Genomic DNA, 15,508 nt, shown 5'->3' on the forward strand with positions numbered 1-15,508 from the left:
ACCGGGCAGGCTGACACCGGGGAGACCGAGGGCTCGGTGCAGGCGGAGGCCGGGAGCGCGAGGCGGTCCGGGCGGGCCGACGCCGAGGAGGCCGAGGACGCGACGCGGGATGACGCGGAGCGCTCCGGGCAGGCTGACACCGGGGAGACCGAGGGCTCGGTGCAGGCGGAGGCCGGGAGCGCGAGGCGGTCCGGGCGGGCCGACGCCGAGGAGGCCGAGAACGCGACGCAGGCTGATGCGGAGCGCTCCGGGCAAGCTGACACCGGGGCGGGCGCGGACGCGGGGCAGGCTGGCACCGCGACGGCCGCAGGCGCGCGCCAGGCTGACGCCGGGGAGGCCGAGGGCTCGGTGCAGGTGGAGGCCGGGAGCGTGGGGCGGTCCGGACGGGCCGGCACCCGGACGACCGGGGACACCGGGACGACTGACACCGGGAACCCCGAGAGCGCAGCGCGCGCTGACGCGGGGAAGGCCGGAGACGCTACGCGGAGGGACGCGGAGCGCTTCGGGCAGGCTGACGCCGGGAAGACCGCGGACGCGACGAAGCGCAGCCCCAGGAAGGCCGGGGACGGCGCGCAGGCCGACTCTGGGAAGGCCAGGGACGCCGCTCAGGCGGGCGCTGGGGAGCCTGGGGACGGGAAGACCGGCCTCGGGGAGTCCGAGGGCGCGGACACCGGCGACGGAGGGCTCAGGGGCGGCGACACGGGCGCCGGGGCGGAGGTCGGCACGGGGGTCTCCTCCGACGCTGCGGGCTCCGCCGACGAGGCCGCTGCGCCGGGAGACGCCCGGCTGCGGGACGTCGTGGCCGCATGGGTGTCCTCGGCGGACGAGGAGCCGGAGGACGGGCCGAGGGACGCCGTAGAGACGCCGCAGCGCGGTGCCGAGACCGAGGGGGGCGCGGAGGCGGCAGACGCCGACGACGCCGCGGCGGCGGCGACCTCCGACACTGGCACCGCAGGAACCAAGGCCGGGTCCGGGATCCCCGACAAGACAGCCCCGACGGACGACGCCAACGCCGAGCCCACGTCCGGAGCCAAGGCCGGGCCCAAGGCCGATGCCGGTGCTGACTCGGATGCCGAGACCGGGCCCGAGGCGAAGACCGACTCGGACCGGGCCACCGACACCCCCAAGGCGGCCGCGACCGACGCGGACGCAAAGACCCCCGGCACCGCCAAGGCCGCCGCCGATCCGAAGGTCAGCAACGACCCCAGGGTCTCCGGCTCCGGCGCCGCCAGGACCCCCAAGGCAAAGGCCGACCACACCCCCGACAGCCCCGACACCCCCACCGAAAAGCCCCGCGTAGACCAACCCACCGCCGTCTTCAAGGCGCCGCGCCCCTCCGCGCCCGCCGTGGATCAGCCGACGACCATGCTGAAGCTCGGCGACGCGGGCAAGGCGGCCGAGGCCGACAAAAAAGGCAAGCCCGGCACGGCCGACACGGCCGACAAGGCCGATACGGCCGGCAAGCCCAACGCCGAGTCCCCGGCCGAGCGCACCAGCAAGTTCGTCGCGCTCAAGCCGTTGGACGAGCCCTCGACGCGGAAGCCGAAGGCCGACCCCGAGGGCACGTCCGCGATTCCGCAGGTCGGGCCCGAGCGCACGACTCAGCAGCCGTTGCCGCCGAAGCCGCCGCTGGATCTGCTGGCCGAGCTGACGAACACGCCGCCGCCCCCGGACACCCCGGTCCGCACGATCGTCCGCCGGGTCAAGATCTGGACCCCGCTGGTCCTGCTGCTCGCGGTCGTCTTTGCGATCGTGCAGGCCGTGCGCCCGCTGCCGACCCCGTCCCTCGAGCTCACCGCCAAGGACAGCTACTCCTTCGAGGGCAGCAAGCTCGACGTCCCGTGGCCGGCCGACGGACAGGCCGCGCTGGATGTGCAGGGCATCGGCACGTTCGGCTCGTCGGGCGCGCAGAAGCCCGTCCCGATCGCCAGTGTGGCCAAGGTCATGACGGCGTACCTCGTCCTGCGCGACCACCCGCTGAAGAGCGGTGCCGCCGGCCCGAAGATCAAGATCGATCAGGCGGCCCAGGACCAGTCGGACGCCGGCCAGGAGTCGACCGTCAACGTGACCGCCGGTGACTCCATCTCCCAGCGCGAGGCCCTGGAGAGCATCCTGATCGCGTCCGCGAACAACGTGGCACGCCTCCTCGCCCGCTGGGACGCGGGGTCCGAGAAGGCGTTCGTGGCGAAGATGAACGACGCGGCCGACGACCTCGGCATGAGCAACACCACGTACACCGACCCCTCGGGGCTCAACAACACGACCGTCAGCACCGCCGTGGACCAGGTGAAGCTGGCCAAGGCGGCGATGAAGGAGCCCGCCTTCCGGGAGGTCGCCGCGATGATGTCGTACGACGACTACAAGGGCGTCAACCACTCCAACTGGAATCACCTGGTCGGCAGCAACAACGTCGTCGGCATCAAGACCGGCACCACCACCTCGGCGCTCGGCAACCTCGTCTTCGCGGCGAAGAAGGAGGTCGGCGGTGAGACGCGGACCATCGTCGGCGCGGTGGTGCGCCAGCCCGCGGGCGGCCCGGACAACACGATCCTGGGCGCCGCGCTCGACGCGGGCGACAAGCTGATCCGGGCCGCGCAGGGCGCGCTGGAGTCCGCGACGATCCTCAAGAAGGGGGACGTCGTCGGATACGTCGACGACGGCCTCGGCGGGCAGACGCCGGTCGTGACCACGAAGGACGTCACGGCCGTCGGCTGGGAGGGCCTGACCGTCAAGCTGACGTTCGCTGCGAACGACCTGCCGCACACGGCCAAGGCCGGCACCCAGGTGGGCTCGCTCACCGTGGGCGACGGCTCCGGCAGCGCGGTCAAGGTTCCCGTCGCCCTCCAGCGGGACCTCGTCGAACCGGGCTTCTCGGACAAGCTGACACGCCTCGGCTGATCCGGCCCGAAGTACCCGTGAAGTACGAGACGCGCACTCCGCCGACCGAACCGCGCCGGTTCCGGTGGGCGGAGTGCGTGCTAGCGTCACGAATCGGGGCAGTAGCCGCTGACGGGACGCGGTCGCCGAACCGAAGAGAACACGGCCGAGAACGCGCGGAGAACGGAACGCGGCCGAGAATAAAAGACGGGACACCACGGGGAGTGCCTTCAGGTGGCCACTGCGGAGCCGACACGCGCAGACGAGACCGATCCGGGCCCGGGAACCGGCCCGCGAATACGGCCGCCCACGTCCACCGGTGACGACCCCGGCAGACGCGCTGAAGACGACCACACCCCGGACACCCCAGACGCTCCAGGCACCCCAGACGCTCCGGACACCCCCGCGGCATCCAGATTCGCCGCCCTCACCACCGCCCTCACCACCGCGACCGCCACCCTGCGCGAGCGGATCCGGCGTCACCCGGTCCTCTCCGTCACCCTCGTGTCCGGCGTGCTGCACGTCGTCTGGTTCTTCACGTTCGCGAACAGCGGCGGCGACCTCGCGGCGCAGGACGCGTGGGCGGAGTTCGTCGGCCGGCATCCGGACTCGGCGTACAACCTGGCCTGGTACGGCGGTATGCACCCGGTGTCGTACAGCATGGTGTCGCCGTATCTGATGTCGGTCCTCGGCGTCCGTACGACGATGATGATCGCGGGGACCATCTCCGCGACTCTGCTGACGCTGGTCCTCGTGCGCAGCCGGCCGGTCAGGGACCCCCTGTGGCCCGCGCTGGCGGGGGTCTTCGCCTTCCTGTGCAACGCGGCGTCGGGACGCGTGACCTTCGGCCTGGGCACGATGTTCGCGCTGGGCGGGGTCGCCGTCGTGTTCTGCTGGCCGTACCGCTGGCGTTACAAGCGGTGGGCGAAGGCGCTGTGCGCGGCCCCGCTGGCCGCGCTCGCCACGATGGCGTCGCCGGTCGCCGGCCTGTTCGTGGGACTGGTGGCGGTCGCGCTGTTCCTCCAGAAGCGGCGGCCGGGCGCGTGGGCGCTGGGGCTGGCCCCGGCGGCGGTCGTCGCGGTCTCGGCCTGGCTGTTCCCCTTCTCCGGCACCCAGCCGATGTCGTTCGGGTCCGCGACCCTGCCGCTGGCGTACTCGGTCATCGTCTTCGCCGTCGTACCGCGCGAGTGGAAGACCGTACGGATCACGTCCGCCGTGTACGGCCTGGGTGTGCTGCTGGTGTGGCTGATCAGCTCCCAGATCGGTTCCAACATCACGCGGCTGCCGATGCTGTTCGCCGGTGTGGTGCTGATGGCCGCGCTGCCGTTCACGGTGCCGCGCTCGCGCAAGTGGTACGTGATCGTGGTGACCTTCGTCGGGTTCGTCACCTGGATCGGATTCAAGTCGGTCGACGACGTCGTCCACACCACCCCCGCGGCCTCCTGGGCGCGCGAGCTGGCGCCGCTGGTCAACGAACTCCAGGAGGTCGGCGCCGAGAAGGGCCGCGTGGAGGTCGTGCCCGCCCGCTCCCACCGCGAGGCCTCCGCGCTCGCCCCGTACGTCAATCTGGCCCGCGGCTGGAACCGCCAGGCCGACATGGAGCGCAACCCCCTCTTCTACGACGACACGCTCAACTCGGCGAACTACCACGAGTGGCTCGGGCGCTGGGCCGTGCACTTCGTCGTGCTGCCGAAGGACGAGCCGGACGGCGACGGCGGCGAGCGGGAGCGGCAGCTGGTGCAGCGGGGCATGCCGTATCTGAAGCAGATCTGGGGCGACGCCAACTGGCAGCTGTTCCGGGTGACCGACCCGGCGCCGCTCGCCGAGCCGAACGCCGTCGTCGACCGCGCCGCGCAGGGCGAGCTGACGATGGACGTGAAGAAGGCGGGCCGCATCCTCATCCGCATCCCGTACTCGCCGTGGCTGAGCATCGTCGACGCCAAGGGCAACAAGCTGAAGCCGCCCCAGGAGACGAAGGCCTCCGAGGAACGGGCCGACGGCACGCCGAGGACGTACGACAACGTCAACGGCTGCCTGATGGAGACGGAGGAGGACGCGGACGGGGACCAGTGGACGATGCTGATCGCTCCACATGCGGGGACGTATCGGCTGGCGGCGCCTTATACGGTGCCGCGGGGGACGCCCTGTCCCGATGAGCTGAAGTGACCCACCCTCTCCAAATCTGACGCTCAGTCAGGTAAACCGGACGCATGACAGAGGATGCGACGCACGCAGACGAAACCCACAGCCGCACGTACGCGGAACTGGCCGCCGTCGGCCCCTACGGAGCCGACCTCGGACACGCCCTGATCACCATGGTCGAGCCGCACCCCGGCCACGAACGCCAGTACAATCGCTGGTACGAAGACGACCACTTCATCGCCGGCGCGATGGCCATGCCGTGGATGTACGCGGGCCGCCGCTGGGTCGCCACGCGGGACCTGCAACTCCTGCGCTACCCCCGGACGTCCTCCGTCGCGCAGCCGGTGACGGCAGGGTGCTACATATCCACGTACTGGATGACGGCCGGCCGCTACGCCGACCACATGCGGTGGACCGTCGGCATCAACAAGCGCCTCAACCGCGATCACCGTGTCTTCCAGGACCGCACGCACATTTTCACCGCGTTCCAGGACCACACGGCGACGGTCTACCGCGACGGCGACCAGGGCCCGCGTGACATCCACGCCCTCGACCACCCCTACACCGGGCTCGTCGTCCAGGTCATCGATGTCGCCTCCCCCGGCAGGCGCGAGCACCTGCTCGCGTGGCTGTGCGACGACCACCTGCCGAAACGGCTGGCCGGCTCGCCCGCGGCCATGGTGACCGTCTTCACGCCGACGCCGCTGCCCCTGGACCGGATGACCTACGTCAAACAGGTCGAGGGGGTCGGGACCCGGCTGACCCTGTTGTGGTTCCTCCAGGACGATCCCCGGGCCCATTGGCGGGAGCACTTCGCGGACCTGGACACGGCGGTGGAGGCTTCGGGGCTGGGCGCCGTGCAGTTCGTCGCTCCGTTCATACCGACAGTGCCCGGGACGGACCAGTACGTGAACGAGCTGCGGTGAGGCCTCCAGGGACTGTCGCGCCGGTGACCCGGTGGCGGCGTAGCCCGGGGCGCTGACGAGGGTTCAGCTCACCCCTTCAGGGCGAAGAAGCGCATCGGCGTGTTCGGGACGAAGCCGATGCGCGGATACACCGGGGATCCGGCGGCGGTCGCGTGCAGCGTGGCGCGGGTCAGTCCGGTCGCCCTGCCGCCCTCGTACAGCGCCTTCCGTGTCACCGCCTCCCCGTAGCCTCGTCGCTCCCACTCCGGGGCGGTCGCGACGAGCACGACGAACAGCCGCCCCACCGCCTCCACCGTGGCGGCGCACGTCACCGGGAGACCGTCGCGCATACCCAGGTAGGCGTGCACCTCCCTCTTCCACAACTCGGAGCCGCCGATCCCGTCCCGCCCGGCTTCGAGGGGGAAACCGTAGGCGCGCGAGTTCAGATCCGCGTAGGCCTCGAGCTGTTCGTCGGTCGTGACGCGCACGAAGGTCAGCTCGGGATGGACCGGCTCGGGGAGGGGGAGCAGATCGCCTGCCATACCGGTGCCGGGGAAGGCGTACTCGAGACCCGCGCGCTCGGTCATCGCGCCGAGTGTGGTGCGAGCCTCCTCGCCGAGGAGGTCGTCGAAGATCCACAGGAAGCCGGGACGGCTCTTCTGTCGCATGATCTCCGCGGCCTGCCCCACGCGTTGCTCGACGAGCCGGGCATCGGCGTGGACCTCGGTCAATGTGAGGCAGTTCCAGAAGGCGAACTCGCAGTCCGCCCACCGCACGGCGATGCCTGCGAGGTCCCGCACGTCGGAGTGCGGGTCCCGGTCGAGCACCATGGCCCGCCAACCGACGGTGAGTTGCTCCACGGATTCGATCGCTTCGTTGAGGTCGGTCACTGCTCCCCCTGGGGTCAGAGTCGGGCTAGCACTGTATAGGCCCGGGCAGGGGGCGGGTCCTGGTGCAGCGGAGGGCAGGTCTTTGCCGAACTCGCACAATTTCAGTCGGAGTTCGACGACATTTCTCTCATCGAACCTGAGCTGAACCGTGTGAAAATCAGCCAACCACTGGCGCAAAGAGCCGGTGGCAAGAACGGGAAACCATGCACGCAACGCACGACAAGACAGCCCCCGCCCACCGTCGCAGGACACCCAGCCGACGCCGGTTCCTCGGACTGGTCACGGCCGGCGCGGCCGCGGTCGGTGCGGCCGGGATCGGCCGGATAGCCCTCGCCGCGGACCCGGTCGCACCGCCGCGGACTTTCCGCTCGCAGTGGGGCATCAACCGCCGCAAGCAGGCCCTCGCGAGGATCCTGAACGGCGCCGACCCGACGGCCGTCGCCGCCTGGATCACCGGCACGGGGTCCGCCCCCGACAAGATCAAGACGGAGATGGACACCCAGGTCAACGCCCTGGCCGACGCCGCGGCGGCCGACAGGGACACCGCCCGCGACGCGGTCCTCGTCTCCTGGGTGCGCACCGCCGCGACGCAGCGCACGATATGGGACCGCAAGTACGAGTTCCTGCGCACCGGTTCGGGCGGCGCCGGAACCTTCGGCATCATCACCGACGAGGTGCGCGCCAAGTACTCCACCCAGTTGGGCTCGGACCCCCAGTGGGACCCGGACAAGGACTCCCACCGCGCGGTGTGGACGGCCCTGACCTCCGAGGAACGCCAGATCGAGATACTCCGCACGTCGACGGCGCCCGGTGTCTCTCGCCACCACCTGGGCTCCGACGCGGACTTCTTCGACACCACGCCCCAGGACTGGGCAGACGACGGCCCGGAGGCCGCCAACTACAAGTGGCTGCGTGCGAACGCGGCCCACTACGGCTTCCTCCAGACGTACACGGCGGAGTCCACCAAGACGAAGCCGGCGATCAGCGAGGAGCGCTGGCACTGGTCGTACGCACCGGTCTCGGAGGCGGTTCTGGACTTCGTCCGTGGGAACCAGGACGTGATCGCCGACTCGCTGGACAAGCTGTGGAGCTACGACCCGACGCGGTTCACGTACATCAAGGCGAACTGGCGCGACTACATGTTCCACGTGAACGAGAAGGCGTACTTCGGCTGAGCCGGGATATGACGAGGGGCCCTACGCCCTCCGTTCAGCGTCATGTGGTACGCGCTGGACGCTGAAGCGGGTCCAGCTGCTGATGGGGCGGTAATGTCCGCCCGGCTCTGAGCGCCCGGCCGCTGCACCGGTGAGCATCCGAATGAATGCAGCAAATTACCCGACGGTCCGGTAGGGAAAGTTCGGCAGGAACCCGGCGGAGTCCACACATGATCTCCACGGAGTCATCGATATTGAAGGTGTACTACTACATACGATCGCGCAGGCTTCAGCGATCCGGGGGATGCTCTGGTCGGCCTTCCGACAGGGGCACGGTTAACCATCTGACCAATGGTCACTAAAGAAAGCCTTCGATGAAGAACAACAGAAGACTGCAGGGTGCGCTCTCCCTGATAGCCGCGAGTTTGCTCGTCGGCGCGGCAAGCACGACTGCGAACGCGGCACCGGTACGGGCCGCGGCCACGGATTCCGCGGCTTCTTTCCCGAAGCAGGATCCGGCACAGTGCACGGCCTTCGCCAAGAAGGCGGACGCGAAGAACGCCGCCGACACCGGTAAGGAGGTGATCGGGCTGTGGACCAGCATCTTCGACCTGCCGGAAGCCCAAAAACTCTACGACGCCTATCTCACTCCCGGTCCGGTCACGCATACGCGTACCGAGGTCGGCGGCAAGAACGTCCTTGCTGAGTTCCGGAACGCCGACGAGACGAAGAAGGCCGTCAGCGGGATCGTCGGCAGCCTCAAGAGCAAGCTCGCCACCAGGTTCACGGTGCCGGGGGTGGAGTACGACCTCGGGCAGGCGGGCCTGGGGGCGGATGTACCGATTGCCTGGAGCGACCTGGAGACGACTCCCGGATTCATGGCGGGCGGTCTCAGCGGCGTAGAACTCGCCGACCAGACCTTTGTCCCGGACAACCGGGAGATCACCGGAAAGTACTCACTGGCCGTGAAGATCTCAAACGGGAAACCCAAGGCCACTCTCAACGTGCACAGGCTCACCCTGACCGTGCGCGATTCGATCGACTTCTGCCCCGGCAACCTCGGCAGCGGCCTGATCCGCGATGTCTCACTGGGGCTGAGCCGCCTCGAACGGACCCCGTACCGTGACACGAAGCAGTGCGCCGCCGAGGCGAAGTGCTTCTACGCGAGGCCGGCACTCTTCGAAGTCACCGTGCCTTTGAACGACGTTTCCGTCGATGTGACGGACACGTTCTTCCACTCGCTGTAACTCTCTCTGAGGATTTCCCTGTCCATGCTCAAGCACAAGCGCACAGTGTCCAAAAAGAAGAAGGCGACGAGAATTGGTTTCGCGGTGGCCGGGGTCGCCGGTGCCGCGGTCGTCGCCGCTACGTCTGCGCAGGCCATCGTCGGCGGCACGCCCACCCGGATCGACAAGAATTCGTTTCTGGTGATGATCCGGTACGACGGGAACAAGTTCTGCGCCGGTACGGCGATATCGCGGACGCAGGTCGCCACCGGTGCTTCCTGCCTCATGCACGCGGACCGGCCGGAGAGCGCGGAGGTGATCGCCGGGCGTACCAACGCACTCGACGAGAAGCAGGGCATCAAAGTGACGCCCGACGGTTGGTGGTTCCCTCAGACCTACAGCGACTACAGCTACTACGACAACAAGGGCAAGAACGCGAACGTGCCCACCAACGACATTGCCGTGCTCCATCTCTCCGAGCCACTGCCCAGCGACTACAAGACGGTCAAGTGGGTGCCGTCGGGCTTCAAGTACAAGGCCGGTACCGAGGCCCGCATCCTCGGCTGGGGCACCACGTCCGAAGAGCAGGACGAAACCACGGGCGAACTGCGGGAAGCGAACGTCGATGTCCTCCCCAACTCCGCCTGCGCTGCCGCCTACCAGGGCGACTACAAGTCCGGGAAGATGATCTGCGCCGGAAAGCCGGAGGGCGGCGTCGACGCGTGCAAGCACGACGCAGGCGGGCCGCTGCTCGTCTCGGACGGGAAGGAAGAGCTCCTGGCGGGCATCGTCTCCTGGGGAGAAGGATGCGCTGAGCCGGGCAATCCCGGTGTCTACACCAAGGTGTCGACGTTCGCGGGTGACTTGGCGGCCCTGCCCAACTAGTGACAACCGAGTTCGCGGCCCCCTGGTGCAGCGCCGCGTTGGTGATGAAGAAGTCCATGGTCGGCAGGAACGCTCCGGCCGGCAGGATGAACACCCCGGCCGGAAGCTCTCCCTCTTCCTCTTCCTCGACGACTCGCCCATACTCTGACGCCCCGTCAGGTAATGCTGCCAGCGCCAGGGAGGCCATCGATGTCATTGCTCTCAGGCAGGACCGTCGTCGTGTCAGGAGTCGGCCCCGGGCTCGGCCACCAGGTCGCGGCAGCCGTCGTACGGGACGGGGGTAACGCCGTCCTCGGCGCTCGCACGGAGGTGAACCTCGCGAAGAGCGCCGCCGGCATCGATCCGGACGGGGCGCACACGGCGTACCGGGCGACCGACATCACCGACGAGGGGCAGTGCGAGGCGCTGGCGGAGCTGGCGCGGGAGCGGTTCGGCCGGATCGACGCCGTCGTTCATGTGGCCGCCTGGGACAGCTACTTCGGCGGGCTCGAAGACGCCGACTTCGCGACCTGGCAGTCGGTGATCGACGTGAATCTGCTGGGCTCGTTGCGGATGACGCGGGCGTGCCTGCCGGGTCTGAAAGTGAGTGGCGGTTCGGTGGTGTTCATCGGGACCCAGTCGGCGGTGGCCGCTCCCTCGCAGGTGCGGCAGGCGGCGTACGCGGCCTCGAAGGGGGCGCTTACCAGCGCGATGTACTCGCTGGCGCGGGAGCTGGGGCCGTACCGGATCCGCGTCAACACCGTGCTGCCCGGCTGGATGTGGGGCCCGCCGGTGCAGGCGTACGTGCAGTTCACCGCGCAGACGGAGGGTGTGCCGCAGGGCGAGGTGCTGGAGCGGCTGAGCGGCCGGATGGCGCTGCCCGAGCTGGCCTCGGACGGGGATGTGGCGGACGCGGCGGTGTTCCTGGCCTCGGACCGGGCGCGGGCGATCACCGGGCAGTCGCTCTTGGTCAACGCGGGAGAGCTGATGCGCTGACCTGATCCTTTTCAGCCAAATCAAGGGCCTACTGACGTTCACATACACAAACGCAGGCCATCATCCCGAACTATTTTACCCCCTCTTGACCTTCCTCTTGCTTGCCCTGAGCCTTCCCCCCAACCCAGAGTTCACATGCCTGACCCTGGCGGCGGACCCTGGAAGGGGGCTCATGAACAGTCTCGACTGGGCCGTACTCATCGGCTACTTCGGCGTGATGGTGGCGATCGGCTTCTGGTCGCACAAGCGCGTGGACAACGTCAGCGACTTCTTCACCGCCGGCGGCAAGATGCCGTGGTGGCTGTCCGGCATCTCCCACCACATGTCGGGCTACAGCGCGGTGATGTTCACCGGGTACGCGGGCATCGCCTACACCTACGGCGTGACCTCCTTCGTGACCTGGTCCTTCCCGATCGCGCTCGGCATCGCCATCGGCTCGAAGCTGTTCGCCCCGCGCATCAACCGGCTGCGTTCCCGGCTCCACGTGGCCTCCCCTCTCGAATACCTGAAGAACCGTTACGACCTGAAGACCCAGCAGGCCCTGGCCTGGTCCGGCATGCTGCTGAAGATCGTGGACGTGGGCGCGAAGTGGGCCGCCATCGCGACCCTGTTGTCGGTATTCACCGGTATCTCGCTCAACCAGGGCATCCTCATCACCGGCACCATCACGGCGATCTACTGCACCATCGGCGGCCTGTGGGCGGACGCGCTGACCGAGTTGGGCCAGTTCGTCATCCAGCTCCTGGCCGGAGTCGCGATGTTCGTCGCCGTGGTGATGGAACTCAGCGACAAGAACATCGGGTTCCTCGGAGCGTGGGACGAGCCGGCGCTGCGGGGCCACGAGGAGCCGCTGGTAGGCCCGTACGGCACGGTCTTCCTGCTCGCCTTCCTCTTCATCAAGCTGTTCGAGTACAACGGCGGCATGCTCAACCAGGCCCAGCGCTACATGGCCACGTCCAGCGCGCGCGAGGCCGAGCGCTCGGCGCGGCTGTCGGCCATCCTCTGGCTGGTCTGGCCCCTGGTCCTCTTCTACCCCATGTGGATGTCGCCGCTGCTGGTGGAGTCGCAGAAGCCGGACGGCTCGGACTCCTACGGCCTGATGACCGAACAGCTCCTCCCGCACGGCCTGTTGGGCCTGGTCATCGTCGGTTTCTTCTCCCACACGATGGCCATGTGCTCCTCGGACGCGAACGCCATCGCGGCCGTCTTCACCCGGGACTGCGCGCCCGTGATCTCGGCGCGGGCGCGGGCCTGGACCGAGCGGACGGGCCTGATCGCGGCCCGGATCGCGACGGTCGTCTTCCTCGGCCTGTCCATGGCGGCGGCAACGCAGGTCAACTCCCCCGCCTTCAAGGACATCATCACGGTCGTGATCAAGTGGGTGGCCGGACTGATGGGCCCGATGGCGATCCCGATGATGCTGGGCCTGCTGCGCCCGTTCCGCCGCTCCGGCCCCACGGCCGCACTCGTCAGCTGGTCCATGGGCCTGTTCGCCTTCTGGCTGGTCAACTACCCGATCAACTGGAACGTCGACGGCGGTGTCCCGCTCCAGTACCAGGTGTCGATCCCGCTGGCCGTATCGCTGATCCTGTACATCCTCATCGGTTTCCTGAAGCCGGAGGACACCCCGGAGCGGCTCGCGATCATCGAGCGGATCAACACGGACGACGACGGAACGACCGCGGCGGCGATCCCCACGCCGGCGGATCCGATGGACGGTGTGGTGGGGGCGCCGGTGAAGGACTGACGCCCGCCCGCGTCAAAGCTGAGGTGCTCTCAACTCCCTTGATCCAAAATGGGGGTGAGCTTTGCCGGGTCATTGCCACCTGATCGCTGAAAAGTTCAAGAAACCGCTGTCTGATCAGGTGGTATGAACCTCTCCCACCCCCCAATGGGAGTACGGGCGGCCATGGTTGCCGCCTGTGCCCTGATCCTGGTGGCGGGCCGCGCCGACGCGGCGTCGCCCGCCACCGCCCACGACCACCCCAGACCCGGTCCGGTCAGCCCCACCGCCGACACCGTGGCCGGCGCCCTGGTCGCGAACGACGACGGCGACGGTGACGACGACGGCGGTGAGGACCGGGACGACCCGACCGCCGCCTTCGCCCAGCAGGCCCGCATGAAGGCGGCCCCCGGCGACGCGGTCGGCCCCGGCGCGCTGGTCGACGCCCGTGCCCAAGCCGGTCGGCTGCGGACCGTACCGACCCGGTGGTCCGAGGTCACGAACGCCCCGCTCCAGCCGGAGGACAAGCAGTACGCCGACCCCGTCTCCTCGAACTTCGGCCAGGGATTCGGACTGAACGGCGGCCGCGTAGCCTCACTCGCCGTCGACGGGCACACGGTGTACCAGGGTGCCGCCGGCGGCGGCCTGTGGCGCTCCGACGACGACGGACGGCACTGGCGGCCCCTGTCCGACCACCAGCAGACCCTCTCCATGGGCGCCCTCGCCGTGAACCCCGCCGACCACTCCCTGTGGATCGGCACCGGCGAGCCCAGCAACGCCGGCGACTCCTACACCGGCCTCGGCATCTACCGCTCCACCGACAAGGGCCGCACCTGGAAGCAGGTGGGCAAGCGGATCGACGGCAGCATCGTCGCCCGGATCACCTTCGACGGCCAGGGGAACGTCTTCGCGGCCACCAACGAGGGCGTCCTGCGCCGCTCCGCCGACGACATCGCCGCCGACTGGACGGTCGCCCTCGCCCCCGGCGACCCGGACACCCGCTGGGCCTCGGCGGCCACCGACGTCGCCGTACGCCCCGGAACGGGCGGTCGGCAGGTGACGGCCGTGATAGCCCGCAAGTTCTACGCCGCCGGCGACGCGAACGGCATCTACGCGTCCGACGACCACGGAAAGCCCGGCACCTGGCACAAGGTCACCCCGACCGGCGACCTGGCGGGCATCACCCCCGGCCGGTCGACCTTCTCCTACTCGGCCGACGGCCAGGAGCTGTTCGCCCTCGTCGGCGACGCCTCGGGCGGCAGCGACGAGGGGGCGGTGTACCGCTCGGCCACCGGCGACGTGACCGGTCCCTGGACGACGGTCGCCGACGAAGACGTCCTCAAGGCGGCGGGCGCGCAGAACGGCGACCCGGCCGGCGCCGCCTGGTACAACCAGTACGTCGCCGTGGACCCCGCCGACCCGGACCACGTGTACGCGGGCTTCTCCGAGGTCTTCGAGAGCTGGGACGCCGGAAAGACCTGGGCGACCATCGGCCCGTACTGGAACTTCGGCCTGAAGTGCTACACCGAGGGCCAGGTCGCGGGCGGCTGCCCGATGACCACCCACGCCGACCAGCACGCCATAGCCTTCGGCCCCGACCACCGGGTCTACTTCGGCAACGACGGCGGCGTCTACGAACGCTCCGCGACCCTGCGCCCGGACCCCGCGCTGCCCTCCAAGGGCTGGACCAACCTCAACCAGGACCTGCGCACCCTCCAGTACTACGACGCCGCCTACGGCCGCGATCCGGCCACCGGCGGCCTGTCCACCTGGGGCGGCACCCAGGACAACGGCACCGTGCTGAGCCTGCCGGGCGCGCATCAGCTCTACGAGCCCGCGGGCGGCGACGGCGGCCACGTCCTCGTCGACCCGTCGAACGCCGACCGGGCCGTGTACGAGTACGTCACCCTCGACATGAAGCTGACCACCAACGGCGGCCGCTCCGACGGCACGGAGAACTCGATCTCCTTCACGAACATCTCCCCCGCCTGCGACTGGAACCCCGACCTCAAGGGCTGCGACCCGACCCCCGAGTTCATCGCCCCCTACACCTCCGACACCGGCGACCTGAACCACTGGGTCGCGGGCGGCCGGTTCGTGTGGGACAACGGCGGCAAGGGCTGGGACACCCGCTGCACCGCCACCTCCTGCGACTGGCGGTCCGTCCACGACACCGGCGAGAACCACTCCATCACCGCCCTCGGCGTCACGGGCTCCGTGACGTACGCGGGCTGGGAGAACTGGACCGGCGACCAGTACGCCAGCGGCATCGACACCAACGCGGGCGGCACCTGGCACCGGCTCACCGCGCCGCTGCCGAACCGGTACGTCACCTCACTCACCACCGACCCGCACAACGCCGATCACGTCTGGGCGACGTACGGCGGCTTCACCCGCTCGTACGTCTCCGGCGCGGGCGAGGGCCACGTCTTCGAGAGCACCGACGGCGGCACCACCTGGACGGACCGCACGGGCGACCTGCCGGACGCGCCGGTCGGGGCCCTCACCCTCTGGCACGGCCACGTGGTCGTCGGCACGGACGTCGGCGTCTTCGCCGCCGCGCGCACCACCGACGGCGGCTACACCTGGTACCGGCTCGGCGGGGCCCTGCCCAACGCCGGGATCATGTCCCTGGACGTCTCGGCGGACGGGGGGCGGTTGCTGGTGGCCACGCATGGGCGGGGGCTGTGGTCGGCGGGGGCGTCGCTGCCGTAGGTGTACTGATCGGCGG

The 15,508-nt window shown here is 69.4% G+C and carries 10 protein-coding genes; 9 read left to right on the forward strand and 1 reads right to left on the reverse strand.

All coding sequences use genetic code 11. The features are described 5' to 3' along the window. From AB0I77_RS27825 to AB0I77_RS27835, 3 genes are all read left to right on the forward strand, one after another. Positions 1-2,898 (forward strand): D-alanyl-D-alanine carboxypeptidase (locus AB0I77_RS27825; RefSeq protein ID WP_363285434.1); only part of this gene is annotated, 2,898 nt, incomplete at its 5' end. Positions 2,899-3,111: 213 nt separating this feature from the next. Then, positions 3,112-5,043 (forward strand): MFS transporter, encoded by a 1,932-nt coding sequence (locus AB0I77_RS27830; RefSeq protein ID WP_363285435.1) that lies wholly within the window; start codon positions 3,112-3,114, stop codon positions 5,041-5,043. Positions 5,044-5,087: 44 nt separating this feature from the next. Then, the gene (locus tag AB0I77_RS27835) at positions 5,088-5,945 is read left to right on the forward strand and encodes a hypothetical protein (RefSeq protein WP_363285436.1); all 858 of its coding nucleotides are present in this window, start codon (positions 5,088-5,090) and stop codon (positions 5,943-5,945) included. 68 nt (positions 5,946-6,013) lie between these two features. Here AB0I77_RS27835 and AB0I77_RS27840 read toward each other — a convergent pair whose 3' ends face one another. Beyond that, complete coding sequence (locus AB0I77_RS27840; RefSeq protein ID WP_363285437.1) at positions 6,014-6,814, reverse strand: GNAT family N-acetyltransferase; 801 nt, start codon at positions 6,812-6,814, stop codon at positions 6,014-6,016. 203 nt (positions 6,815-7,017) lie between these two features. Here AB0I77_RS27840 and AB0I77_RS27845 point away from each other — a divergent pair, with 203 nt between their 5' ends. The 6 genes from AB0I77_RS27845 (at position 7,018) to AB0I77_RS27870 (ending at position 15,492) form a co-directional block, all read left to right on the forward strand. After that, entirely contained in the window at positions 7,018-7,989 is a 972-nt protein-coding gene (locus AB0I77_RS27845; RefSeq protein ID WP_363285438.1) for a D-alanyl-D-alanine carboxypeptidase family protein, read from the forward strand. A 353-nt stretch (positions 7,990-8,342) separates the two neighbouring features. After that, entirely contained in the window at positions 8,343-9,215 is an 873-nt protein-coding gene (locus AB0I77_RS27850) for a hypothetical protein (RefSeq protein WP_363285439.1), read from the forward strand. A gap of 24 nt (positions 9,216-9,239) precedes the next feature. Then, on the forward strand, positions 9,240-10,079 hold the full coding sequence (locus tag AB0I77_RS27855; protein WP_363285440.1) for a serine protease: 840 nt from the start codon (positions 9,240-9,242) through the stop codon (positions 10,077-10,079). 189 nt (positions 10,080-10,268) lie between these two features. Further along, on the forward strand, positions 10,269-11,054 hold the full coding sequence (locus AB0I77_RS27860) for an SDR family oxidoreductase (protein ID WP_363285441.1): 786 nt from the start codon (positions 10,269-10,271) through the stop codon (positions 11,052-11,054). Between the two features lie 172 nt (positions 11,055-11,226). After that, positions 11,227-12,801 (forward strand): sodium:solute symporter family protein, encoded by a 1,575-nt coding sequence (locus AB0I77_RS27865; protein WP_363285442.1) that lies wholly within the window; start codon positions 11,227-11,229, stop codon positions 12,799-12,801. A 162-nt stretch (positions 12,802-12,963) separates the two neighbouring features. Further along, positions 12,964-15,492, forward strand: coding sequence for a hypothetical protein (locus AB0I77_RS27870; protein WP_363285443.1), 2,529 nt, complete (start codon positions 12,964-12,966; stop codon positions 15,490-15,492). The last annotated feature ends 16 nt before the right edge of the window (positions 15,493-15,508 follow it).

It is taken from the genome of Streptomyces sp. NPDC050619 (assembly GCF_040654815.1).
Lineage (GTDB): Bacteria > Actinomycetota > Actinomycetes > Streptomycetales > Streptomycetaceae > Streptomyces.